The organism is Acutalibacter sp. LFL-21 (genome assembly GCF_025630755.1).
Lineage (GTDB): Bacteria > Bacillota > Clostridia > Oscillospirales > Acutalibacteraceae > Acutalibacter > Acutalibacter stercoravium.
Genome location: NZ_JAOTNT010000005.1, coordinates 1 through 25,233, shown reverse-complemented (window position 1 = coordinate 25,233; position 25,233 = coordinate 1). Strand labels below are relative to the sequence as shown.

The 25,233-nt window shown below is 59.7% G+C and carries 16 protein-coding genes and 1 tRNA gene; 8 read left to right on the top strand and 9 right to left on the bottom strand.

Going from position 1 to position 25,233, the window contains the following annotated elements; translation table 11 throughout:
• Window position 1: 1 nt before the first annotated feature.
• Genes rsxE through ODJ80_RS07215 form a run of 3 tightly spaced genes read left to right on the top strand, consistent with a single transcriptional unit; the run spans window position 2 to window position 2,118 of the window.
• A complete protein-coding gene (gene rsxE, locus ODJ80_RS07225; protein WP_178865173.1) occupies window positions 2-700 on the top strand; it encodes an electron transport complex subunit RsxE in 699 nt (232 codons plus the stop codon).
• On the top strand, window positions 700-1,317 hold the full coding sequence (locus tag ODJ80_RS07220) for an electron transport complex protein RnfA (RefSeq protein ID WP_263041549.1): 618 nt from the start codon (window positions 700-702) through the stop codon (window positions 1,315-1,317). Before rsxE ends, ODJ80_RS07220 begins: the two co-directional genes overlap by 1 nt.
• Window positions 1,318-1,332: 15 nt before the next feature.
• Window positions 1,333-2,118 carry an RnfABCDGE type electron transport complex subunit B gene (locus ODJ80_RS07215; protein WP_178865174.1) on the top strand — a complete coding sequence of 262 codons (786 nt, stop codon included), beginning with the start codon at window positions 1,333-1,335 and terminating at the stop codon, window positions 2,116-2,118.
• Window positions 2,119-2,405: 287 nt separating this feature from the next.
• On the opposite strand, the gene ODJ80_RS07210 is transcribed toward ODJ80_RS07215, so the two are convergent.
• Window positions 2,406-3,800: an MATE family efflux transporter gene (locus tag ODJ80_RS07210; RefSeq protein ID WP_263041548.1), complete on the bottom strand. Its 1,395-nt coding sequence runs from the start codon at window positions 3,798-3,800 to the stop codon at window positions 2,406-2,408.
• Between the two features lie 136 nt (window positions 3,801-3,936).
• Window positions 3,937-4,761 carry a sugar phosphate isomerase/epimerase family protein gene (locus tag ODJ80_RS07205; protein WP_263041547.1) on the bottom strand — a complete coding sequence of 275 codons (825 nt, stop codon included), beginning with the start codon at window positions 4,759-4,761 and terminating at the stop codon, window positions 3,937-3,939.
• Between the two features lie 140 nt (window positions 4,762-4,901).
• On the opposite strand from ODJ80_RS07205, the gene ODJ80_RS07200 reads away from it, so the two are divergent.
• Complete coding sequence (locus tag ODJ80_RS07200) at window positions 4,902-5,672, top strand: nucleoside phosphorylase (protein WP_263041546.1); 771 nt, start codon at window positions 4,902-4,904, stop codon at window positions 5,670-5,672.
• 80 nt (window positions 5,673-5,752) lie between these two features.
• Here the strand turns inward: ODJ80_RS07200 and ODJ80_RS07195 are convergent, their stop codons facing one another.
• A complete protein-coding gene (locus tag ODJ80_RS07195) occupies window positions 5,753-8,830 on the bottom strand; it encodes a phospholipid carrier-dependent glycosyltransferase (RefSeq protein WP_263041545.1) in 3,078 nt (1,025 codons plus the stop codon).
• 163 nt (window positions 8,831-8,993) lie between these two features.
• On the opposite strand from ODJ80_RS07195, the gene ODJ80_RS07190 reads away from it, so the two are divergent.
• Window positions 8,994-11,984 (top strand): glycoside hydrolase family 2 TIM barrel-domain containing protein, encoded by a 2,991-nt coding sequence (locus ODJ80_RS07190; RefSeq protein WP_263041544.1) that lies wholly within the window; start codon window positions 8,994-8,996, stop codon window positions 11,982-11,984.
• A gap of 12 nt (window positions 11,985-11,996) precedes the next feature.
• Window positions 11,997-12,806, top strand: coding sequence for a YhfC family intramembrane metalloprotease (locus ODJ80_RS07185; RefSeq protein WP_263041543.1), 810 nt, complete (start codon window positions 11,997-11,999; stop codon window positions 12,804-12,806).
• A gap of 83 nt (window positions 12,807-12,889) precedes the next feature.
• On the opposite strand, the gene alr is transcribed toward ODJ80_RS07185, so the two are convergent.
• The 3 genes from alr to ODJ80_RS07170 all read right to left on the bottom strand — a co-directional run bounded on the left by alr (window position 12,890) and on the right by ODJ80_RS07170 (window position 19,642).
• Window positions 12,890-14,092 (bottom strand): alanine racemase, encoded by a 1,203-nt coding sequence (gene alr / locus ODJ80_RS07180; RefSeq protein ID WP_263041542.1) that lies wholly within the window; start codon window positions 14,090-14,092, stop codon window positions 12,890-12,892.
• Between the two features lie 246 nt (window positions 14,093-14,338).
• Window positions 14,339-18,097: a phosphoribosylformylglycinamidine synthase gene (locus tag ODJ80_RS07175; protein ID WP_263041541.1), complete on the bottom strand. Its 3,759-nt coding sequence runs from the start codon at window positions 18,095-18,097 to the stop codon at window positions 14,339-14,341.
• A gap of 249 nt (window positions 18,098-18,346) precedes the next feature.
• Window positions 18,347-19,642 carry a glycosyltransferase family 2 protein gene (locus tag ODJ80_RS07170; RefSeq protein WP_263041540.1) on the bottom strand — a complete coding sequence of 432 codons (1,296 nt, stop codon included), beginning with the start codon at window positions 19,640-19,642 and terminating at the stop codon, window positions 18,347-18,349.
• Window positions 19,643-19,978: 336 nt separating this feature from the next.
• Here ODJ80_RS07170 and ODJ80_RS07165 point away from each other — a divergent pair.
• Window positions 19,979-20,055: transfer RNA gene (locus tag ODJ80_RS07165), tRNA-Val, on the top strand.
• A gap of 969 nt (window positions 20,056-21,024) precedes the next feature.
• A complete protein-coding gene (locus tag ODJ80_RS07160) occupies window positions 21,025-22,404 on the top strand; it encodes an NYN domain-containing protein (protein ID WP_263041539.1) in 1,380 nt (459 codons plus the stop codon).
• Window positions 22,405-22,498: 94 nt separating this feature from the next.
• Here the strand turns inward: ODJ80_RS07160 and ODJ80_RS07155 are convergent, their stop codons facing one another.
• The 3 genes from ODJ80_RS07155 to ODJ80_RS07145 are packed head-to-tail and all read right to left on the bottom strand — an operon-like array spanning window position 22,499 to window position 24,885.
• Window positions 22,499-23,401 (bottom strand): tyrosine-type recombinase/integrase, encoded by a 903-nt coding sequence (locus ODJ80_RS07155; RefSeq protein WP_263041538.1) that lies wholly within the window; start codon window positions 23,399-23,401, stop codon window positions 22,499-22,501.
• Between the two features lie 54 nt (window positions 23,402-23,455).
• Window positions 23,456-24,187 (bottom strand): replication initiator protein A, encoded by a 732-nt coding sequence (locus tag ODJ80_RS07150; RefSeq protein ID WP_263041537.1) that lies wholly within the window; start codon window positions 24,185-24,187, stop codon window positions 23,456-23,458.
• The gene (locus ODJ80_RS07145) at window positions 24,184-24,885 is read right to left on the bottom strand and encodes a hypothetical protein (protein WP_263041536.1); all 702 of its coding nucleotides are present in this window, start codon (window positions 24,883-24,885) and stop codon (window positions 24,184-24,186) included. Before ODJ80_RS07145 ends, ODJ80_RS07150 begins: the two co-directional genes overlap by 4 nt.
• Window positions 24,886-25,233: the final 348 nt, after the last annotated feature.

Below are 25,233 nucleotides of genomic sequence, written 5' to 3'. Positions count from 1 at the left end.
CGTGGAAAAGAAGAAGAACGGCCTGCTCCACGAGTTCACCAAGGGCATCATCAAGGAAAACCCGGTGCTTCGGCTGGTGCTGGGCTGCTGCGCCACCCTGGCAGTGACCACCGCCGCCTCCAACGCCATCGGCATGGGGGCCGCCACCACCTTTGTGCTAGTGTGTTCCAACGGGGTTATCTCCCTGCTGCGGAAGGTCATCCCGGACAAGGTGCGCATCCCGGCGTTCATCACCATTGTGGCGGGGTTCGTCACCATTGTGCAGCTGTTCATCCAGGCTTTCTCCCCCGCCCTGGACGACGCCCTGGGGGTGTTCCTGCCCCTGATCGTGGTCAACTGCATCATCCTGGGCCGGGCTGAGATGTTCGCCAGCAAGAACAAGGTGCTCCCCTCCCTGCTGGACGGCCTGGGCATGGGCGTGGGCTTTACCGCCACCCTGCTGGCCATGGGCATCATCCGGGAGCTGCTGGGGGCCGGCACGGTGTTCGGCATCCCCATCCTCTCCAACTTTATGGAGCCCATCATTATCTTCCTACTGCCTCCCGGCGGGTTCTTTGTGTTCGGCATGCTGGTGGCCCTGGCGGGCAAGCTCTCCGAAGAGGGCAAGGCGCCGGAATCCACGGGCTGCGCCCACTGCCCCCTGGCAGCTTCCTGCTCCAAACTGAGTGAGAAGGACCACGGAAAGGAGGCCGCACACTGATGGATGGACAGACGATCAAACAACTGGTGGCCATTTTCCTGGCGGCCATTTTGACGGAAAACTACGTTTTGAACAAGTTCTTGGGCATCTGCCCCTTTTTGGGCGTCTCCAAAAAGCTGGACACCGCCGTGGGCATGAGCTGCGCCGTCACCGTGGTAATGGTCATCTCCACCGCGGTGACCTGGCCCCTGTACACCTACCTGCTGGTGCCCAACGGGCTGGGCTATTTGCAGACCATCGTGTTTATCCTGGTCATCGCCGCCCTGGTGCAGCTGCTGGAGACGGCCCTGCGCAAATACATGCCCCCGCTGTACAACGCCCTGGGCATTTACCTGCCGCTGATCACCACCAACTGCGCCGTGCTGGGCGTGACCATGCTGGTGCTGGAAAAGGGCGCGGAGGACCCCACCTTTGGATACCTGCAGTCCTTGGTCAACTCCTTTGGCTCGGGCATCGGCTTTTTGGTGGCCATGGTGCTCTTTGCCGGCGTGCGGGAGCGCCTGGAGAACTGTGACATTCCCGAAACCTTTAAGGGCCTGCCCATCACCCTGGTGGCCGCCTCCCTGGTGGCGGTAAGCTTCCTGGGCTTTAACGGCGTGGTCGACAACCTGCTGTAAAGGGAGGGCGCGGATATGGAAATACTCACTCCCATTTTAATTGTGGGCATCATCGGCCTGCTGGCCGGCGTAATCTTGGCGGTGGCCTCCATCGTCATGGCGGTGCCCAAGGATGAAAAAGCCGAAGCGCTGGAGGAGATCCTCCCCGGGGCCAACTGCGGCGCCTGCGGGTACTCGGGATGTCCCGGCTACGCAGCGGCCATGGCCAAGGGCGAAGCCAAGCCCGGCCTGTGCTCTCCCGGCGGGGCGGAGGTGGCCCAGAAGTGCGCGGAGCTTTTGGGCGGCGGCGAGGTGGAAATGGAGTACAAAACCGCCCTGGTCCACTGCCTGGGCAGCTACGACAACACCACCGACAAGATGCTCTACGACGGCATTCAAAGCTGTTCGGCGGCGGCCTTCCTCATGGGGGGCGTCACCAGCTGCCGCTTTGGCTGCATGGGCCTGGGGGACTGCCAGCGGGCCTGCGAGTACGGGGCCATCACCGTGTGCAACGGCCTGGCCCAGGTGGACCCTGCAAAGTGCAAGGGCTGCTCCCAGTGCGTAGCCGCCTGCCCCAAGGGGATCATCTCCCTGGTGCCCCTGAAAAAGCAGGCGGTAGTGCGGTGCTCCAGCTGCGACAAGGCCAAGGGCACCATGGCCGTGTGCAAGATCGGCTGCATCGGCTGCGGCAAGTGCATGCGCACCTGTCCGTTCGGCGCCATCACCGTGGAGAACGGCCTGGCCCAGGTGGACCCGCAGAAATGCACTGCCTGCGGCCAGTGCGTGGAAGCCTGCCCCCGCCATGTGATCACCATGCTGTAAAACCAAAAAGAGCAGAAAGAAAGGGCCGTCCAGCAGGACGGTCCTTCTCTTTTTTGCTCTTCTTTCTTGAAAGAAAGAAGCAAAGACCAGCGTAACGCTGGACCCATGCCGCGGGACGGGGCGCGAACCGCCCCTTTGCCCAAAGCAAAACCATTGGCGCGGACGTGTTCTTCCCTCTCAATCAGGCGTGAGCGCACCGGTCTCGCCTGCCGGCTCGGGTGATGCAGCCCAGTGGGCTGCGTCCATCACCAACCGACGCGGCAGCGGAGACCGGTCCTGGACGGTCCTCACTGGGGACCAAGACCCCCTTGGTACGAATTGTTCAGGCCAGTCACGGCCCGCTCCCGCAAAATCTTCCCCATGGCCAGGAAATACACCACGATGGTCACAGCCGGGCCCAGGATGTCGGACAGGGGCTCGGCGTAGAAAGCGGCCCGGGCCCCAAAAGCCGCGGGCAGGGCAAAGATGGCTACAAAGTACACCAGCTTCCGCCAGAAGGACAGGGGCAGGGAAAACCGCACCTGGCCGATACCCGTAAAGCCGTCCACCAGCTCGTACTGCACTCCCAGGGGGATGATGGCCAGGGTGCAGACCTTGATCGCGTCAAAGGCCTCTTGGGCCAGCTCGGGGTCCTGGGTGAACAGCCGCACAAACAGAGGCCCCGCCACCCGGGCCAGCACAAACAGCAGGGCCGTGTAGCCCACGCACAGGCCCACAATGTACTTCTGGGCCTGGCGTACCCGGTCCACCTGGCGGGCGCCGTAGTTAAAGCCCAGAATCCCCTGGGTGCCGCCGCTGATGCCCCCCAAAGGCATGGTGACCACCAGCATAAAGCTCTGCACAATGGTGTTGCAGGTGACCAGCATGTCCCCATCGGCACCGCCGGTGCGCTGCAAAATGGCGTTCATGGCAATAATCATCACGTTGTCCACCGCCACAATGAGGAAGGGCGTGAAGCCCATCACCAGCACCCGGCCCATCACCCGCAGGTCATAGCCGCCAAAGGTGATGGGCACCTGCACCCGCTTGCCGAAGAGGAAGAGAATTACAAAGGCCGCGCTGGCCGCCTGGGAAATCACCGTGGCGATGGCCGCCCCCCGCACGCCCATGCCCAGGGCGAAGATGAACACCGGGTCCAGCACGATGTTCAGCGCCGCGCCCAGCATCACCGAGGCCATGCCGATTTTGGCAAAGCCCTGGCAGATGATGAACTGGTTTAAGCCGCTGGCCGCCAAGGCGAAGAAGGTGCCGCACAAGTAGGCGGTAAAGTACTCCTCGGCAAAAGGGTAGGTGGCGTCGCTGGCGCCGAACAGCCGCAGCATGGGCTCCCGGAAGGGGAGAATTCCCCCGATGAGCAGCACCGAGAACACCAGAAGCATCAAAAAGCAGTTGGCCAGCACCTTTTTGGCGGCGGAGAGGTCCTCCTCGCCCATGCGGATGCTCACCAGGGGCGCACCGCCCACACCCACCAGCACCGCCACCGAGCCCACCATGGTCACCACGGGGCCGCACACCCCCACGCCGGCCAGGGCCACGTCCCCAATTTCGGGGATGTTGCCAATGTACATCCTATCCACAATGCTGTACAGCACGCTGACAAACTGCCCCAGCATGCTGGGGATGGCGATGCGCCACACCAGCCGGCTGATTTTATCTCTTCCCAGGTCGTTTTCCACGGCCATGCTCTACACCTCGCAACGGATTTTTTGAAAAGCCTTTCCTATAGTACTCCTTTTCATGGGAAAAGGAAAGGCTTTTTTCCGGGGCACGGCCACAAAAAAGCAGCCCCAAATCAGGGCCGCTTTCCCTCTCTCCAGTTTAGATCCCCAGCTGCTCCTTCACCCAGTCAATGGACCGGCGCAGGTAATCCAGGGCGCTGCTGGCGCCGTAATGCTCAATGGTGTAAATGCCGCCATATCCATCCCGCCTCAGCCGGGAGACCACCTCTGCCACCGGAAGGTCCCCGCCGCCCACAGGGCAGGGGTACAGGGGTGTGCCGTCCATGGCCACTTTGGGGCCCTCTCCGTTCCGCTGGACAAAGGAGCGGTCCTTCAGGTGGACGTGGGCCACCCGGTCCCGCAGCAGGTCATAGGCCTCTAAAAGGTCCTCCCCGGCAAAACGGAAGTTCCCCGTATCGAAGGCGCAGGCAAGCCCCGGGCAGCGGTCCAGGAAATACCGCACCCCCGCCGCCGAGGAAAAGGGGGCGGCCTCGCTGTCGTATTCCTCCATCACCAGAGAGAGCCCGTAGCCCGCGGCCAAGTCTGCCAGCCGGTTGACACCTTCCACCATCCCCTCCAATTGGGCTTCCCGTTCCTCGGGGGAATCCCCCTCCTGGAAAAACCCGGGGATGACCAGCAGCCGGTCCGCCCCCAGGTATTGGGCGGCCTCTAAAATGGGCAGCGCCTGCCGCTCCACATCGAAGTCCCGGCCAAAGTCGAAATAAGAGGGCACGCTGGAAATGGACAGGTCCGCCATGGCCAGCTCCTGGCCCATTTCATCCTCCCGGCCCACAAGGTTGTTGGCAGAGGCCTCCACGGCCTCCGCGCCCAGCTCCCGGGCCAGCTTCAGGGCGTCTACCACAGAGCAGCTCTCCTGGCGGGACACGTCCACAATATGGTCGTAAAAAGTGGCAATCTTCGGCATGATGAACTCCTCCCTCTGGGTCGATGAAACCATTGTAGAAGAAAGAGCGGGGATTGTCAAGGAATCCCCGGGCCCGCCTCTTGACAAATCCTGCCCATTTTCATACAATGGATAAAATTTATTGTAAGGAGGCATGCCCCATGCTCTGCAGCGACTTTGACCCGGACCGCAAAGCGGTCATCAACCCAGAGGACAACTTTTCCCCCCTTCCCGGTTTCCCCCAGATGTGCATGGGCGTGTACTCCCAGCCCATTGTGGAAAGCCTGCTCCAGCGCTTTGGCGGGGAGGAGATCCTGGCCCTGCGCTTCTGCAGCGGCCCGGTGCCCGTGTACCGGGTCCGGGCCTTGGGCCAGGAATTCGCCCTGTTCGTGCCCCATGTGGGAGGGGCCGCCTCCGGCAGCATGATGGAGGAGCTGGCGGCCCACGGCGGGCGGTGCTTTGTGTTCTTTGGCTCCTGCGGGGTGCTGCAGGGCGAGATCACCGACGGGCACCTGATTCTGCCCACTGCCGCCGTCCGGGACGAAGGGCTCTCCTACCACTATCTGCCGCCTGCGGACGAGGTGGCCCTGGACCCCGCCTGCGTGGCCGCCTGCCGGCAGGCCCTGGAGAGCCTGGGCCTGCCCTTCGTGGAGGGCAAAACCTGGACCACCGATGGCTTTTACCGGGAGACCCGGGGCAAGGTGCGGCGCCGCCGGGAGCAGGGATGCCTGTGTGTGGAGATGGAATGTGCCTCCCTGGCGGCGGTGGCCCAGTTCCGCGGGCTGCGCTTCGCCCAATTTTTCTTTGCCGCGGACAACCTGGACGCCCCCGCCTGGGACGCCAGGGGCCTGCCCCATTTGGGCCGCAGCGTGGGGGACCAGTGCTTTGCCGCCGCAGTAGAGGCCGGCAGGCGTCTGCTCGCCCTGCCGTGAAGCCTGCCCCTCTGCCTAGACAGCAGCGAAGAAAGGGCCGTCCCTTTGGGGACGGCCCTTTCTCTGTTTTTCGGCTGCGGCTAGGCAAAGTACCAGGTCTCGAAAAGCTCCAAAGCGTTGGCGTAGTCCCGGGTGGTGGGGGAGCCGGACAGTACCGGGAAGTACACCGCGAACAGCAGCAGGCAGGCCGCTGTAAACGCCGCCAGCAGCAGGGTGGCACCGGAGCACTGGATGCCGCCGGGGAAGGTGAGCTGCCGGGCAAAACCTCCGCGCTGGTACAGCAGAGAGAATACGCCGCACAGTGCCACCACCAAAAAGGGCACCGCAGTGAAGTAGTGGTAGATAAAGGTCAGCCTTGGCACCAATACCCAGGGCAGGTACACCGAGAGGAATCCCGCCAGCACCAGCCCCGCCCAGCGGAAGCGCTCCTTCCACCAGAGACAGGCAGCCGCCCCCAGGGCTGGGATGCCCGCCCACCACAGCAGGGGGTTTCCAAAGGCGGAAATGGTGCTGTATCCCTCTTGGGTGTCTCCCGCGAAATACCAGATGGGCCGGATATCCAACGGCCACTCGTACCAGGGGGAGGCAAAGCTGTGGGTGGCCTCCAGCGTGGAGTGGTATCGAAACATGGTCGCCTGGTAGTTCCAGAAGGCCCCCCACAGATTTCCCGCATTGTGGGAAAGGGTGGTAATGGGCAGGAAGGCCCCAAAGTAGATGCCAAAGGGCAGCGCCAGGAAGAACAGGCAGCACCAGGCGCACAGCTTGCCGCACTTCACTAAAAGGGCAATGGTTTCCTCTCCCCGGCGGCGGGCGTCCCAGTATGTAAAGAGCAGCTTGCCGAAGAACAGGGCCGCCAGTCCCAGGGCCCCATAGGCCGCCGTCCACTTGGCGGCAATGCCCAGGCCGGTAAACACCCCGCAGGCCAGCAGGGGCGGCAGCAGCTTTTTCCAGCTGTCCCGGAGCAGGTCCCGCCGCAGGAACACCAGCATGGCATCGTACATCAGCAGCAGGAAAAACACGGCGTAGGTGTCGATGGTGGCGATGCGGGTCTGGGTGAAGTGCATGAAGTCAAAGGCGAAGAGCAGGGTTCCCGCTGTGCACAGCCGGGTGCGGCCGAACAGCTGCTTGAGAAGGTGGTACAGCACCGGCAGCATCAGCACCCCGAACAGCGCCCCCATGAACCGCCAGCCAAAGGGGTTCATCCCAAAAATACGGATGCCCAAAGAGATGATGAGCTTGCCCAGGGTGGGGTGGGTGTTCTCATAGGGCTCTAACCCCAGGATGTGCTCGTAGGCGGTGCGGGCGTGGTAGATTTCATCAAAGTAGGTGGAGTTCTCATAGGTGGTGTAAGCCGGCACCACCTGCTGCTCATCCACCAGGGCTTGGGCGGCGGGGTCCCGGCTGAGGACCGTGGCCTGCACCCGGGTGCCCGTGTAAAAAAGGGAGGCCTCGTTCAGGGTGACGCTGCCGTCCAGGGCGGTGAGCCGCACATAGCGCCCCGGGGCGGAGAGCTGGTACTGCTTCCAGGCAAAGACGCTGCCGTCGGTGAGGGTGCCGCAGTCGGTCCAGGTCTCCCCGTCCTGGCTGGTCTCCACTTGGATATTCACCCCCACCCGGGCGGCGTAGTGGGCGCTGTCCGGGGCAATACCCGGCAGGTAGGTGAGAGTGGCACACTCCCCATCGGCCTCCAGCACCACACTCTCTCCCTGCTGGGGTGTCCAAGAGGTCAGGGCCGTCTGGGTATCCCCCAAATGGGAAAAGGCAAAGCAGGCGTAGGCCAACGTCACCAGCAGAAGGGCGGCCCAGTCCCGCCTGTAGAAGCGGCTGTCCACAGCGGAACGGTCCAGCAGGGGTCCGGGCTGGGGGGCCTCTCCCAGGCGCACGTCCCCCCGCAGGAATACCCGGGCCCCCACCCAGACAGCGTACCCCAAGGCCGCCAGCTGCATGGCTGAAAGGGCCCGGGTAAGCCCCGTATTGGGGTTGTAGCTGTTGTAATATTCCCGGAACTGCCACAGCACATAGGCCACATTGGCGTAATGGGCCACAGCGCACAGGGCAAAGGCCCGCAGCACCCCCTTGTCCTGGGTGAAGACAAAGGACAGCAGCAGGAACAGCAGAGCCGGGAACAGGTAGCGCTCGTGCATCTTCACAGAGAAGGCGTACATGGCCGCCATCAACAGGGCGGGGCAGTAGAACACCACCGCCCTGCTCTTGGCGCGGAACACCCACACGCCGCACAGCACCGTGGCGATCACCGCCCCCAGCAGGTCCAGGGCGTCCCCCGCAAGGCCGGCGGGCAGAGCCTTCCAGTTCCAGCCGATCAGGCTCCAGAAGTTGTAGGCGTTTACAGAGTAAAAGCTGTAATAGTCCAGGGTGGACTGGTAGCGTTCCAGCAGCCAAAGAAAGTTGAAGTCCTGGGTAAAGGGCAGGGCGGTCAGCAGCAATGTCCCCACTGCCAGCAGCACCCCCAGGCCCAGCATGCCGAACCGGCGGCGCTTGAGGGCGAAGAACAGGTACAGGGGGGCAAAGATAAACATTTGGGGCTTGCAGGCAATGGAAAGCCCATACAGCACCGCGGAGGGGATATACCGCTCCTGACAGAGGAGCAACAGAGAACCCAGAAGGATGGCCGTGCAAAAGGAGTCTGCCTGGCCCCATTGGGCAGAGTTCAAAAACACCGCCGGGCAGAAGAGGTAGGCCCCCGAAAGCAGCAGGGCGCTTTTCTCCCCCAGCTTCCGCTGGGCCAGCAGCAGCACCGCCCCCCCGCAGAACAGGTCCGCCAGGATAGAGGGCATCTTGATGAGCAGGGAGTAGGCCTGGCTCTCCATGGGCAGCCCCAGCAGCAGCCGCAGCTTCTCTAAAAACACCAGCACATACAGGTAGCCGGGGGGATAGTCCAGGAAAATGTCCTCGTGATAGATCTGTCCAAAGCCCACGGAATTGGCCAGGTTAGCCCAGGATTTAAAGGTATCCAGGTCTGTGGTAAAGCCTTCGGAGGAATACCCCAGGTACAGCCGCAGAGACAGAGCCCCCAAAAACAGCAGGGAAGCCCACAGAGCAAACCCCCGCTTTTCCAAGCTGTCCCGGGAAAATTTCCGGCCTGCCAAAAGGAGCGCCGCCCCGCCGAACACACCGGCCCCGATTGCGCCAGCCCCCATAGAATCACACCTTTCAAATGGAACGGGAAAACCGCACGTTCTTTCCATTTTTACGCAAAATAGACATTGACGCGGCAGAAAAATCATTGTAAGCTACGTTTATAAGAGTATACCGTTTCTCCCTGGAAAAAGCAATTCCTGGGAGGAAGAAAGGAAGAGTTGTATGAACCTGAAGCCCCACTACACCCACGAGGACCCCCAGATCCTGCATGTGGGAACCTGTCCCGACCGAAGCTATTATATCCCCTTTGCCGATGAGAAAGAGGCCGAAAACGGCCTTTCTTCCCGGGTGGTCTCCTTAAACGGCGCCTGGTCTTTCCAATACTTCCCCTCCTGCCAGGACATTCTGGACCTGGAGGACGGCCTGGCCTTTGACGAGGAGGAGATGGGCCAAATCCCCGTGCCCTCCTGCTGGCAGAACCAGGGTTACGGGCGTCACCAGTACACCAACGTCCGCTACCCCATCCCCTGCGACCCGCCCTTCGTGCCAGAGGAGAACCCCTGCGGCCTGTATGTGCGCCACATCGACGTGGCCGACCCCGCCGCCTTCCGCTGGTATTTGAACTTTGAAGGGGTGGACTCCTGCTTCTACCTGTGGGTCAACGGGGAGTTTGCCGGGTACAGCCAGGTGTCCCACTCCACCTCGGAGTTCGACATCTCCTCCCTGCTCACCGCCGGGGACAACACCCTGGCCGTGCTGGTGCTCCAGTGGTGCGACGGCACCTATCTGGAGGACCAGGACAAGCTGCGCATGAGCGGCATCTTCCGGGACGTGTACCTGCTGGCCCGGCCCGAAAACCATGTGCGGGATTTCTTCGTGAAAGAGGATTTCTCCCAGGACTTCTCCCACGGGACCATCACCGTGGAACTGGAGCTCGCCGGGGAGTGCGCCGTCAGCGCCCTGCTGCAGGCCCCCAATGGGGACACGGTGGGCACCGCCTCCTCCACAGGGGAGCCCCTGGTCTTTGAACTGGACGATCCCATACTGTGGAACGCGGAGCACCCGGCCCAGTACACCCTGACCCTCTCCACGGAAGACGAGGTCATCCCCCAAAAGGTGGGCCTGCGGAAGATCGAGGTGCGGGACGGGGTGGTCTTCCTCAACGGCGTGGCCATCAAGTTCCGAGGCGTGAACCGCCACGACAGCGACCCGGTCACCGGCTACACCATCAGCCGGGAGCAGGCGGCAAAGGACCTGTGCCTGATGAAGCGCCACAACATCAACGCGGTGCGCACCAGCCACTACCCCAACGCCCCCTGGTTTTTGCAGCTGTGCTCGGAGTACGGCCTGTACGCCATTGCCGAGGCGGATATCGAGAGCCACGGCATGGCGGAAAAGCTGGGCTACCATGTGGAGGAGAACTACCCCGACGCCGCCGACGACCCCCAGTTCAAGAAGGCCATTCTGGACCGGGTGCAGCGCAGCGTCATCCGGGACAAGAACAACGCCGCAGTGGTCATCTGGTCCCTGGGCAACGAGAGCGGCTGGGGCGAGAACTTTGAGAACGCCGGCCGCTGGGTGAAGGGGTACGACCCCTCCCGCCTGCTGCACTATGAAGGCTTTTTGGCCTACCACAAGGACCGCACGCCGGATTTCTCCATGCTGGACCTATACAGCCGGATGTACGCCTCCACCCAGGCCGTGGACAGCTACTTCAACGGCGGGGAGCTGGATGAGAACCTTCACGGCCGGCGGATGCCCTTCATCCAGTGCGAGTACATCCACGCCATGGGCAACGGCCCCGGGGACGCGGAGGACTACCAGCAGCGCATCATGCAGTACCCCGGCTTCTGCGGCGGCTTTGTGTGGGAGTGGTGCGACCACGCCGTCTACGGCGGAACCACCCCGGACAACCGGCCCATCTACCGCTACGGCGGGGACTTTGGGGAGTTCCCCCACGACGGCAACTTCTGCATGGACGGCCTGGTCTACCCCGACCGCACCCCTCACACCGGCCTGCTGGAATACAAGAACGTCATCCGGCCCATCCGGGCCCAGCGGCTGGAGGGCAGCACCTTCCGCCTGCACAACTATCTGGACTTTACCAACGCCCAGGACTGCGTCGCCCTCTCCTACGAGGTGATGCAGGACGGGGAGGTGCTCTTCGGGGGCAACCTGGAGATGCCCTCCATCGCCCCCCATCAGGAGGCGGACATCACCCTGCCGGAACTGCCGGAGGGCGGCATTGCCACCGTGACCTTCTTCTACACCGCCAAAAAGGCCAGCCCCTTCTATCCCGCGGGCCACGCCCTGGGCTTTGACGAGCTCATCCTCTCCGAGGAACCCTTCTTCCTGGACGCCCCTGTGGAGGAAGGCGCCCTTCAGGTGGAGGCGGGCCCCCGGCAGGTGGTCTTCACCGGGGAGGACTTCCGCTATGTGTTCGACAACCGGACGGGCCTGTTCTCCCAGATGGTCTACAAGAACCGGGAGCTGCTTTCCCGGCCTATGGAGTGGAACACCTACCGGGCCCCCACAGACAACGACCGCTCTGTGGACTTTTCATGGAAGCAGGCGGGCTATCACCGGCCCACCGTGCGGGTCTACTCCGTGGAGCAGGAGGGCGGCACCCTTACCTGCCATGTGGGCATCTGCGCCCTTTATATTGGCCGGTTCCTGGATGTGAAAGCCGTGTGGACGGTTTCCCCCGACGGCCGGGTGGACGTGTCCCTCCACGGGGAGCGGGACACCCGCTTCCCCTGGATGCCCCGGTTTGGCGTGCGCCTGTTCCTGCCCCGGGAGTTCGGGGAGGCGGAGTACTTTGCCTACGGCCCCTATGAGAGCTATGTGGACAAACACCGGGCCTCCCGGCTGGGCGTCTACGCCCAAAGCGTGGAATCCATGCACGAGGATTACCTCAAGCCCCAGGAAAATTCCTCTCACTGCGGCTGCCGGTATGTGACCCTCTCCGACGGCGCCTTCGCCCTTTCCGCTGCGGCGGAGCAGCCCTTCTCCTTCAATGTCTCTCCCTACACCCAGGAGGAGCTGGCCGGCAAGGCCCACAGCTATGAGCTGGAGCCCTGCGGCTGCACCGTGCTGTGCGTGGATTACAAAATGAGCGGCGTGGGCTCCAACTCCTGCGGGCCCTCCCTGCTGCCCCAGTACCGCCTGGAGGAAGGCCAGTTTGATTTTGCCTTCTCCCTGCTGATGGAATGAGGAGGCCCTTCCATGGACATATCTGTACAGGTGGTGTGGAGCTTTGCCCTGGCGCTGTTCCTCACGCTGGTGCTGCCCATCCTCCTGCTGTTGTTCCTGTGCCTGTTCAAAAAAATCTCCCCCTTGCCCATGGCCCTGGGGCTGCTCTCTTTCTTCATCTCCCAAATCCTTCTGCGCATCCCCCTGCTTCAACTCTGCGCAGGGCAGGGGTGGTATCAGGCGCTGGCCCAGTCCTCTCCCCTGGTGCTGGGCTTGGGGCTGGCCTTCACCGCCGGCCTGTTTGAGGAGTCTGCTCGGCTGGGAGGCGCAGCGCTGCTGGGGCCCCGCAAGCCGGCCTTTCCCGGCGGGCCGCCCCGCCCCGGCCACCGCACCTGGAAAGGCGCCCTCTCCTTCGGGCTGGGCCACGCCTTCTGCGAACTGATTTTGCTGGCGGGCATGACCCATGTGAACAACCTGCTGTTCTGCGTCCTGCTGGGCATGGGTGAGGAGACCCTTTCCGGCCTGCTCCCAGCCGGCCAGCTGGATACCCTGACCGCCCAGTTCGCCGCAGTGACGCCCCTGGGGATCGCCGCCGGCCTGCTGGAACGGTTCTCCGCCGTGCTGTTCCACTTGTTCGCCACCTCCCTGGTGTTTCTGGCTGTGGCCAGGCGGAAATGGCTGCTGTTCCCAGCGGCCATCCTGTGCCACACCCTGTTTAACTGCGTTGCCCTGCTGGGCCTGGGCCTTTGGCCCACGGAGCTCCTCCTCTTCGCCCTGGCGCTGGTATGCGCCGCGCTCTTCTGGCGGAGCAGGCGGTGGTTCCCCCAGAGCAGGGCCGCATAGACCCACAAAAAAAGGGCCGCCCCTTCGGGGACGGTCCTTTTTGCGCCCGTTTGGGCGGGGCTATTTTTCAAAGGGCTGGCCGTTCAGCAGCCGCCCTCTCCCAGCAGCGCGTTGTAGATGCTGTCCACCCGGCCGTTTTTCAGGTACACCCTGGGCACCCGCTTGGAGAGGCCGCACACCACCTCATAGTTGATGCTGCCTTCCAGGGCAGCCAGCTCGTCGGCGGTGATCTCCTCTTCCCCATCCCGGCCGATGAGGGTGACCAGGTCGCCCACTTTCACCCGCGGCAGGGCGGTCACGTCCGCCATCAGCTGGTCCATGCACACCCGGCCCAGGATGGGGCAGCGCTTCCCGCCAATGAGCACCTGGGCCCCTTTGGCGGAGAGGATGCGGGGATAGCCGTCGGCATAGCCCACGGGCACAGTGGCCACCCGCATCTCCTTTTCCGCGGTGAATTTCCGGCCATAGCTGATGGTGGCCCCCGGCAGTACGGTCTTCACATGGGAAACCACAGACTTCAGGGAGAGCACCGGCGTCAGCTCCGGGCGATTCCGCAGGGCGCCGGAGGGGTACAGCCCATAGATGACGATGCCCGCCCGCACCATATCCAGGTGGGAGAGGGGATAGTCGAACACGGCGGCGGAGTTGGCGCAGTGGCGCACCTCAAAAGAGACATCCTCTCGCAGCAGGGACTCGATCATCTCCTTAAAGCAGCCGAACTGCCGCATGGTAAAGGCGTCCCCGGCTTTCCCCTCATCAGAGACGGCAAAGTGGGTGAAAATCCCCTCTGGATACAGCCCCGGCAGAGTGCAGGCGGCCTTCACCTCCTGCACGGTGGCCTCGTCCCGGCTGATGTCCTGGTAATAAAAGCCCAGGCGGCTCATACCCGTGTCGATCTTCACATGGATCTTCACCGTGACCCCGGCTTCCACCGCGCAGTGGGAGAGTTCCTTCGCGTAGTCCAGGCTGTACACGCACTGGGAAATGGCGTGCTTTGCAAGGGACGCCGCCTCCTCCGGCGGGGTATAGCCCAGCACCAGCATGGGCTGGGAAATGCCCCCCAGCCGCAGCTGCAGGGCCTCTTCCAGATTGGAGACAGCAAACCAGTCCGCCCCCAGGGCCTCAAATTCCTGGGCCATGCGCACCGCCCCATGGCCGTAGGCGTCCGCTTTCACCACGCAGCACACTTTGGCATTCGGATTGGCCGCCTGCCGCACAGCGGCAAAATCCCGGGCCAGGGCGTCCAGGTCGATTTCCGCCCAGGTTCTTCTAAGTATTTCTTTCATATAAAGTCACCTCCTGGGCGATGATTTAACGCAACGTGTGGGTGGCTCCCGCAGTCCGTGCGCAAGCCGTGACAGGGAGAGCCACCCGGAAACTTCCTACTGGCCGTTCGGGCCTGGGCCTATGCACTGCGCGCCGTGCGGCCCTGCTCCTTCTCCCCCGGCTGCGCCGTTAAGGCCGTGGGACTCCGTCCCACACCCTGCCACCTTTGAAAAGGTGGACGAAACTTTTTCGCCGCTGCGCGGGTATTATTTAAAGTACTTCACGCCGCTCTCGAACAGCAGCTGATCCTTCTCGCCGGGGACGTTCTTGTACAAATCCTTGCCCTTGCGCTCGGAGTGGCCCATCTTGCCCAGCACACGGCCGTCCGGGCTGGTGATGCCCTCAATGGCGCACACAGAGCCGTTGGGGTTCCATTGGATGTCGCCGCTGACTTGGCCGTCCAGGTCCACATACTGGGTGGCCACCTGCCCGTTCTCAATGAGCTTGTGCAAAGCCTTGTCGTCCGCCACGAACCGGCCCTCCCCGTGGGACACGGGCACGGTGAAGACGTCGCCGGCGTTCACGCCCGCCATCCAGGGGGACTTGACGCTGGTGACCCGGGTGTACACCATGCGGCTGACGTGGCGGCCCAGGGTGTTGAAGGTCAAGGTGGGGTCGTCCTCCTTGGGCTCGGTGATCTTGCCGTAGGGCACCAGGCCCAGCTTAATCAAAGCCTGGAAGCCGTTGCAGATGCCCAGCATCAGGCCGTCCCTGGTTTCCAGCAAATCGGTGACAGCCTGGGCGATGCGGGGGTTGCGGAAGGTGGTGGCGATGAACTTGCCGCTGCCTTCGGGCTCGTCGCCGCCGGAGAAGCCGCCGGGCAGCATGACAATCTGGGCCCGGCGGATGGCTTTCTCCATCCGTTCGATGGTCTCCTCAATGTCGGAGACGGACAGGTTCTTCACCACCAAGATCTCGGTCTCAGCGCCGGCCTTCTCAAAGGCCCGGGCGGAGTCCACCTCGCAGTTGGTGCCGGGGAAGGCGGGGATGAACACCCGGGGCCGGGCCACCTTGATGGCCGGGGCCTTGTTCTCCCGCTTCTCCCACAGGGGCACGTCCGCGGTGACGGGCACGGGATGGGCGTTGTTGGGGAAAATCTTCTCCAAAGTGCCCATCCAGGCGGCGCACAGCTCCTCCAGGGAGATGCGCTCGCCGCCCAGCTTCACATCCTCCTTGCTGGAGGTGCGGCCCAAAATCACAGGGGACAGGGCGGCGTCGGTGGAGAGATCCGCCTCGCTGGAGAGCTCCACCACCAAAGCGCCCTCCTGGGGGGCGTACAGGGTCTCTTTAGACAGGCCCTCGGCAAAGCGGAAGCCGGTCTTGCTGCCGAAGCACATCCGCAGCACAGCGGCAGCGGCGCCGCCCTCCCGGACCACGCCGGCGGAGATGATATCCCCGCACTCGATGTGCAGCAGCACAGCCCGGTAGTAGGCCTTCAGGGCCTCCCAGTTGGGCATGCCGTTTTCGTCCTCGGGGATGGGCAGCAGCGCGAAAGTGGAGCCGGGCTTCTTGGCGCAGGCGAAAATGGTCGAGCTTGCCTTGGTCATGGTGACGGCGAAGCTCACCAGGGTGGGGGGCACGTCCAGCTGCTCAAAGGAGCCGGACATGCTGTCCTTGCCGCCGATGGAGGGCAGCCCCATGCCCAGCTGGGCTTCCAGGGCGCCCAGCAGCGCGGCGGCGGGCTTGCCCCAGCGGGAGGGCACATCGTGAAGCCGCTCGAAATACTCCTGGAAGGTGAGCCGGGCCTTCAAGGGGTCCGCGCCCACGGCGGCCAGCTTGGAGAGGCTCTCCACCACGGCGTAGGCGGCGCCCTCAAAGGGGGAGTACCGGGCCACACCGGGGATGTAGCCGTAGCTCATGGCGGTGGCGTCGTCGGTCTCGCCGTGGAGCAGGGGAACCTTGGCCACCATGGCCTCCTCGGGGGTCAGTTGGTACTCGCCGGAGAAGGGCATCAGCACCGTGCCCGCGCCAATGCTGGAGTCGAACCGCTCGGACAGGCCCTTTTGGCAGCAGACCTCCAGCCGGGCCATGTTGGCCTTCAGGGCCTCTGTACCCTCTTTGCCGGCCAGGCAGGCGGGCACGCTCTTGCGGTAGCTCTCGCCCTGGGGCGCGGTGATCTGGGCCTCGGCGTTCTGGGTGACGCCGTTGGTATCCAAAAAGGCACGGGACAGGTTGACAATCTCATCGCCCCGCCACTCCATGCGCAGCCGGGGCTCCTCTGTCACCACGGCCACCACGGTGGCGTCCAGGTTCTCCTCGCGGGCCTTGCGCTGGAACTCCTCCACATCCTGGGGTGCCAGCACCACGGCCATGCGCTCCTGGCTTTCGGAAATGGCCAGCTCGGTGCCGTCCAGGCCCTCATATTTCTTGGGCACCTGGTTCAGGTCGATCTGAAGGCCGGGGGCCAGCTCGCCGATGGCCACGCACACGCCGCCCGCGCCAAAGTCGTTGCAGCGCTTGATGAGGGTGGAGACGCTGGGGTCCCGGAACAGGCGCTGGAGCTTCCGCTCGGTGGGGGGGTTGCCCTTCTGCACCTCGGCGCCGCAGACCTCCACGCTCTTTTCCGTGTGGGCCTTGCTGGAGCCGGTGGCCCCGCCGATGCCGTCCCGGCCGGTGGCCCCGCCCAGCAGCACGATCACATCCCCAGGGACGGGCTCCTCCCGGCGGACATTGGCCTTGGGAGAGGCGCCGATGACCGCGCCGATCTCCAGGCGCTTGGCCACATAACCGGGGTCGTACAGCTCGGTGACCTGGCCGGTGGCCAAGCCGATCTGGTTGCCGTAGGAGGAATACCCCGCGGCAGCCCCCGTGGTGATCTTCCGGCTGGGCAGCTTGCCGTGGAGGGTCTTTTCAAAGGGGACGGTGGGGTCGCCGCTGCCGGTGACCCGCATGGCCTGGTACACATAGGCCCGGCCGGAGAGGGGGTCCCGGATGGCGCCGCCCAGGCAGGTGGCGGCCCCGCCGAAGGGCTCGATCTCCGTGGGGTGATTGTGGGTCTCGTTCTTGAACTGGATGAGCCAGGTCTCGGTCTTGCCGTCGATGGTAACGGGGGCCTCGATGGAGCAGGCATTGATCTCGTCGCTCACATCCAGGTCGGGCACCAGGCCCTTTTTCCGCAGGTACTTGCCGCCGATGGTGGCCATGTCCATCAGGGACACGGGCTTGTCCTTGCCCTGGTACAGCTCCTCCCGCAGGGAGAGGTAGTCCCGCAGGGCCTTCTCCACGGCCTCGCTGAGGGCGCCCTGCTCCACGTCGATCTTGTTCAGGCGGGTGAGGAAGGTGGTGTGGCGGCAGTGGTCGCTCCAATAGGTGTCGATAACCCGCAGCTCGGTGACGGTGGGGTCCCGGTGCTCCTCATCTCGGAAATAATCCCGGCAGAACTCCAGGTCAGAGAGGGTCATGGCAAAACCCATGGAGTTGAAGTACTCCTTCATCTGGGCCCCGTCCCAGCTGGTAAAGCCGGTGACACGGGCCACGTCCGCGGGAACCTCAGCCTGCAGCTCCAGGCTTTCCGGCTTTTCCTGAGAGGCCTCCCGGCTCTCCACCGGGTTGATGAGATACCCTTTGACCTTCTCAAACTCCTGGTCCGAAATCCGGCCCTTCAAGCCGATGACCTTGGCGGTGAGCACGGCGGGGCGCTCCCCCTGGGTCAGCAGCTGCACACACTGGGCGGCAGAGTCCGCCCGCTGGTCATACTGGCCGGGAAGATACTCCATGGCGAACACCTTGTATTCCGCCGGAAGCCGGAACTCCTCGCCGTAGACCGCGTCCATGGTGGGCTCGGAGAGGATGGCGCGGGCCGCAGCGGCGAACTGCTCCCTGCTGAGGCCCGAGACATCGTACCGGTTGAGGATACGCACCTCCTCCAGCCCCTGAACGCCCAGGTTGCCCTTCAAATCAGCCAGCATGTGCTGGGCCTCGATGTTAAAGCCCTGTTTTTTCTCAACAAATACCCGTGTGACCATGTATTCCACCTTTCCGGCCCCCACAGCCAGGGGACCTCAGAACTTTTCCCACGCGCCGGCCCCCCGCCAGAGCGGCAGCGGAACGCCGGGACACTCGTTTGGGACGGCACAAAAAAACTGGCCGCCTTGTCCACTTCATTGTAACACAAGGGGCCAGTTTAATAAAGCTCTAATTCCAAGTTTTCTCGTTCTTGCGCTTTTGCACAATTCCCCGGGAAGATGTGAAACATCTCTGCCACGGGAAGTTTGTCAAAGCTTTCTGTTTTTCCGCAGCTTGCGCAGCTCCTGGGGAGAAACGCTGCCCATATCGCCAATGGAGAGGGCCACGCTGTGCTTGATGGGCTTCCACTCGATGTTGCCGAACACCGCCACCAGCATGGCGATGCCAAAGGAGAACACAAAGAAGGGGAAAGTGAAGGAATAGGCGATCTTCTTCCCACGGGAGCAGCGGATGCGCCTGCCCTCCGTCAGCAAAGTCACCGCGCCCAGAAGATACATGGTGGCGTAGGAGTTCACCACCGACACCAGCACCGAGGCGAAGAAAATGTCCATCTGGCTGCGGGCCGAGGTGATGCCCACAACAAACATCGCCGCGTTGAGCACAAGGCTGATGACGGTCAGCACCACCGCAGGGATGGTGCACATCAGCATGTCGAAGCAAGCGAAGCTTCCGTCACAGAGCATGGTCTTGACCATGCTGCCGCCCCGCTTGGCCACCACCTGCAGATAGCCCTTTACCCACCGGGACCGCTGGATGATGGACTGCTTGAAGCTCTGGGGCTGCTCATCGTAGACCATGGCGTCGTGGCAATAGGCAATCCGGATGCCCCGGGCCACCAGGTCGGCGGTGAACTCCAGGTCTTCTGTAAGGAGAAAATACTCCCAGCCCCCCAGCTCATCCAGCAGATCCTGGGCGAAGAGGAAGCCTGTGCCGGACACGGCGCAGCTGGTGCCCAGGTAGTCCCGGGGGCGGTTCAGGTACTCGGACTCCCGCAAAAACCAGATGCCATAGCCCGCGGTGATCCAGTTGTCCCCAAAGTTTTTGGTGTTGCGGTAGCCGGTTACGGCCCGGTTCCCGTTGGAGAACACCTTGTTCATCTCCGTGACGTAGTGGGGGTCCAGCAGGTTGTCCGCGTCGAAGACGAAGTAGCCGTCGTAGCGCTCCTGGGGATACTCCTCCCGAATGTGCTCCAGCAGGAAAGCCAGGGCGTAGCCCTTGCCCACCTGCATCTTGTTCTGCCGCTCAAACACCCGCGCTCCATGCTCTCTGGCAATGGAGGCTGTGCCGTCGGTGCAGTTGTCCGCCACCACATAAATGTCCAGCAGGTCCTGGGGATAGTCCTGCTGCCGGATGCTCTCCAGCAGCTGGGCGATGACGGCGCTCTCGTTGCGGGCGGCGATGAGCACCGCGTACCGGCACAGTTTGCGCGCCGTGAAGGTCCGCCGCTTGCGCAGCAGCCGCGCGCCCAGAAACACCGCCTGATAGCAGTAGCATGCCGCGAACAAAGCCGCCAGAAGAAAATTGATTGCAGATAAGGCTTCCATAAAAATCTCCTTTCCCCCGCACCCTCTGAAGAAGCCGGGAAGAACGCCTATATGCCATGGAGCCTCCTGCTCCATTTGACGCAAGCCTGTGAAGGTGCCCGGAGAGCGCTGCCCTTTCAGCATATCGCAGGGTGTTCAACACTATTTCAACCGGGCGTCCTCTTTCCCTTTATTCTAGCACACCTAAAGCATATTGTGAACAAATTAAGTACAACGCGATGATTTTCTTAAGATTTTATTAACACGCCCCTTTTTTCAAAAAAATTTTGGCAAAATTTGATTTTGGGCTTGCATTTTCTCCCAGAATCGTGTAAACTAATCAAGCACCAAAAAATTGGGCGCTTAGCTCAGCTGGCTAGAGCACCTGCTTGACGTGCAGGGGGTCAGCGGTTCAAGTCCGTTAGCGCCCACCACTTTTTAGACAATAAGGTTATTCGGATGGATTATCTGGATAGCCTTATTGGTCTAAAATTTATGAAAATAGCGCAAAGGAAGGACGTTATGCCTGCATTGGTGTCTTTCTCATGTGTGTTATAAAGTGTGTTATCGCCGGTTTCTGCGATTATCTCTTTGTGTATGCGCTCAAACACGAGGATTGAGCGCAGCTACAAGGAGATAAACTCCTTAGTTTGTTGGATCAGCGCAGGTCACAGATTACATTCTCCTCTGGTTGGGAGTGGCGGCTGACAGTTGTCCAAGCCGTTGGTACGTCCACCAGGTATTAAACAGGCTTATGGCCTTACCCATCTCCATCAGGCAACGTGGTGCTGACACGTTGGCTCGCTCGCACGGGGACCGTGGTTCTGGCATAACTCTTCAGTGAGACTTTGTATTCTATCTGTGCTGCTATTCGGTTGTTGGTGCGTAGGGGGTCGGCTGTCCGGCCCACCACGCATATCTAGCTTACAGACGGCTGTGAACCGTCAAGGCATCAAAAAAAGACTAATGGATAGTAGACGCTACTTCCAAAAGTCCTTGAAATCCTGCTAACTTCATGGTATGATTATATTAAATCAAAACCATGATTTAGGCAAAAAATTCTCCGGGAATCTTGGAAGATAGTCTCAATATCTTCTGAGATGAGAGTCCTTGGTGGGGTCCCACCCCCATCAGAGACTCGTAGGAGCTTTTTTTGTTGTCTTTATATACCCTTATTGTACTCCTTTTTCCCCTGTTTGTCAATCAGAATTAGTAGTTTTGCCGCCTAATTGGGGCGGTTTTTTTATTTTTCAACGGTAGATGCAGAACAGTGAAAACCGGAACCAGTTCCGGTTTTCACTTCCTTTCCCCCTTGGCTTTAGACACTGAGAATTTTTCTTTCCTTTTCCTGCCATATACGCTATACTTGGGATATAGAAAAAATCCGGTGAAAAGAGGACAGCATGAACCCTACTACTTCTCCCATTGCTGCGGTGGAAAAAGCTGAATATCAAAACAGCACCTATGAAATCGTCTCAAGGGTAGCCTACCTCATAGGCGTTCCAAAACGTATCTTTGAAAATGAGCATGAGCCGCCGCAGACTTCCATTTACCGGCAGCTTGACGTGGATAAGAACGCCAGAATAGTGCGGAACCTCTGCATAGCCCGCACAGCCATCGAACGCAATTATAAGGCAATCAACGAGACAATGAAGGACGGCCTTTACACCATGTATTCCATGCCGGAAGCTGTCCCTACGGAGTGCATTTCCCAGCTTGCCGAAGATGGAGTCCGGTTTATCAAGAGCAGCAGCACAAAACTCTTCCAGCACATTGTGGAAATCAACCGGCTTCTCTCTGACCGCATCAACAACGTGCGTTCTCTCTTCCCCCTATGGCTGAATTGGGAGTACATCCGGGACCTCTTTCTAATGCCGGATGGATTCACGGAAGAAGGCACACGAGATGCCGCCAAACGGTTTTACACCAACATGAGCTGCTACCCTTACCAAATGTTCATTAACTGGTATCCCGTGGATGAGGGAAATATTCTCTATAACGACAAGAAGTTTGTCACCTTGCTGTACCACTGGAACGGGGACCGTTTTACGGAGTACAGCAAAGTTTCCGATGTCAGTCACGTCGTGAAAGGGACCATATATGACTTCATCACGGAGGCGCAGAAAATAATCCTACTGGTGGATTGCGAAAACGCAGACCCCTACAAACTCTCCGTCACCCTCCGGGGCTTGGACGGGGACAGCATCGCAAAAATCGAAAAAATACTCCTGTTCGACGATATTCACACCACCTCAGCCTGGGGTGTCCTGGAACAGTTTGTTTCCATCCCTGTGGAGCGCATCCTGGTAGAACGCATAAAGGCAAACAAATCGCAAGTGGATATGCAGCTTGCAAGCCGGGCGTTCCGTGAATTTTACGAAAACCATGTGGATTCCTACATTTTAGTCTCCAGCGACTCAGACTATTGGGCCTTAATCAACAACCTTCCCCGTGCCAATTTCCTCGTCATGGTAGAACGGGAAAAATGTGGCCCTGATTTAAAACACGCTTTGGCTGAGTCTGGGATTTTCTACTGCTATTTGGATGACTTCTACTCTGGCAGTGCTGAAAGCCTAAAGCTCACTACGTTATTCCGGGAATTGTACAAGTATTTAGACCGCTCTGTCCATGTGAACATCAACCGCATGATGGACGAAGTGCTGTGGGCCACCCGCATCACCATGACCGACGCAGAGAAAAAGCAATTTATCCGTAAACATTTGCGAAACATGACACTTGCGATTGACGAAGAAGGCAATGTTAGTTTGGAGCTGAAAAAATAGAAAAAGAATGGCCTCACTTGCGGGGCCATTCTCTTTTTAACCGGAACCAGTTCCGGTTTTCTTTCATCCACAACAGATTCTTGCCGAAAGAATCTTAATGTGTACGTTTATGTTTATTGCTCTGGGTGACCGCCGATAAAAGCATCATCTGGTCCGCCAAATGCCCCTTGTCCGCCGACACATACCGGTTCAATGTGAAGGCAACATTGGAATGGCCGATGATGACCGATAGGCTTTTAGGGTCGGCCCCTCGTTCTACCATCCTGGTTGCGAAGCTGTGCCGCAAAATATGTGGAGTCACATGACGGATGTGGGCCAATTTTGCTGCTTTATTGCATATCCGGCGAAGACGGGATTTATCCATTGGCTCACCATGGACCGCAAAAATGAAGGGAGATAACTCCGCACTTTCTCTTTGTGACAAGTATAATAACATCATGTGTACTTCCGGGATTATCGGCACATCTCGTACCCCGTTCACCGTCTTGCTCTTCCTGATATGCAGCACATTTCGCCTTCTATCCCAGTCATACCATGTGAGAAACCGCAGTTCATCCCTGCGAAGTCCTGTTAGCAGGAACGTCATAAGGGCAAACTGGTCCACCACAGGCAGGGTGGCAGCAGCCTCCTCAAACTTATCTTGCTCCTCTTGCGAAAGTGCCTCTACGACCTTCACGGAGGCATATTTGGGCAATTTCACAGACCGAACCGGGTTCCATTCACAGAGGTGATTGTCAATGGCAGCATCAAACGCCTTGCTGTAAAGAGTTTTCATGTGCTGTAAGGTGCTTTTCGCATACTTTCGCCCCATATCATTGAGCGCCTGCTGAAAGTCAATCGGCCTCATTTCCCCCAAAAGCATATCTTCAAACGCCGGGTAATGTACCTTCATCCGTCTTCGGGCATCTGTGTACAGTTCGACAGTCCTTTCCGCCATATCTCCTGTGTATACAAGAAACCAGCGGTCTAACCACTCTCCTACTTTCATTTCTTCCATGGCAGCAGAAACCTCCATCAGTTTATTCCTGGGTGTAACCTAGGTTTCTCTATTTTATCTGCGTTCCAGCCATTTCTGTAAAGCAGTCTTAATTTTGTGGTGAAATAGGCGCACTTCCCCCTTGGTACACAACTTATTTTTGATTGAAGATATTTTATCCTTCCATCCTTCCTTCCGTTCTTGGGGTACAACCGGATGGGGGGTAAGGGGGGAAGGAAGGATTCTAAGGTCAAGTTTACTCAGGTCTATATATTTAGGGTCTACATTTTGAACTTCTGGAGGTAAAAATTCTTGATTTCTAGAAGTTAAAATTTTTAACTTCTGGAAGTCAACTTCGTTGGTGTTGTGCATTTTGCTTTTTCTCTGGTTATTTTTCTTCTCCTCTCTTGTCGTTTCTGCTGCATCCACCACTTTTTCTGCTTCCCTAAAATCTTTGACGAAAAGCAGGTTGGGTTTGCCTTGTCCACGGCGTTTTTTCTCCAATAATCCGTATTCCACCAGTTGCCGCATGAGTTTCACCGCCGTTGCCCTGGCGCATCGCAGGTCGGCTTGTACTTGGTCGATGGTGTAAAGGATGTATAATCTCCCCTCTGCATCAGTGAATTCGTCCTCTCTCCTTGCTGACAACGCCAACCGGCTTAACATCATCCCATAGAGGACCGCCGCCAGCTTATGAAGGCCCTTAAACTTTTTGGATGTCAGAAGCAGCCTAGGAAGCGTATAAAAGGAAAATGGGTCCCCTGCTCCCACTGGTTTCATATCAGGCAAAGCCATTGTACTGGTCATTTCTTCATGTCCCCTTCCTGTTCATCTTCATTGTCATTTTTCTTGACCGCAGTCCATCGCTGCCTAATTTCTTTGGCGCTTAAATTCTTCAATTTCTCTGGGTCCATTCCAGCCTGGAGGCATAGTCTTGTGTAGTGCATTTTCTTCCAGGAAGTACCAGGAGCGTTAAAGCGTGTAATGTCCACGCCCTGCTCTAATCCAGCCAGTAGCTCCCGTGTCTGGCGGTCTGTTGCGCCAGCAGGGATAAGGCCCAGGGCTTTCCCTAGCCGTTCCATTTCGCTTCTCCGTTTTTTCCCCATTTCATCGGGTGTCCAAGTCTTGTCAGCAAAAAAGGATATGTTTAACCCCATCTTCAGCCCCATGCGGAGCTGGCGAAGCTGCCCCACACTGTAATGCTCTGCTGTGTACGGCGTTATGTCCAGCCCATCTTTTTCCCACAGTGCCTTTTCTTCTTTCCAGGCCAGCTCATTTTTCGAGGGATGCTCTTGCCTCCACGTCCCATATTTCTCATTCACAAGAGATGCTGTCGGCTCAAAATCAGGGTTCTCTATGACAGCAACAACCTTAGCTGGCGTAATCCCGCCTTGGGACTCCACCAGCACCTTCTTCCCTGGCTTTGGGGTTTTCATCCCCTCCGGGACTTTCCAATAATACTCTTTCCCATCTTTTTGCAGCTTCGCCGCTACAACTTGACACATAAGCATATCTATCCTTTCTGTTGCGTAAAAAAGAGAGCCGTTGTTAAACAGCTCTCCTTGCTTTCAAATTATTTTGTATCATAAGGTTTCTCGCCCACAATATCTGGGACTTGATTTTTGCGAACAAACATTCTATAATCATAGCAGAGAAAATCGAACAAAAATTCGCTTCTTCAAAAGGAGGTGCACAGCTTTGTCGGATAAGCAAAAAGTCTTCGCCTGCTGTGACCTCAATAATGCCGAGAAATAGAAAAAGCCGAGACTATTCGACAACCCTGGTTAAAACAGGGAATTAGTCAAAAGACTCGGCATTAGTTTTTTCAACTCAAGCCATAAAGACGCTTAATC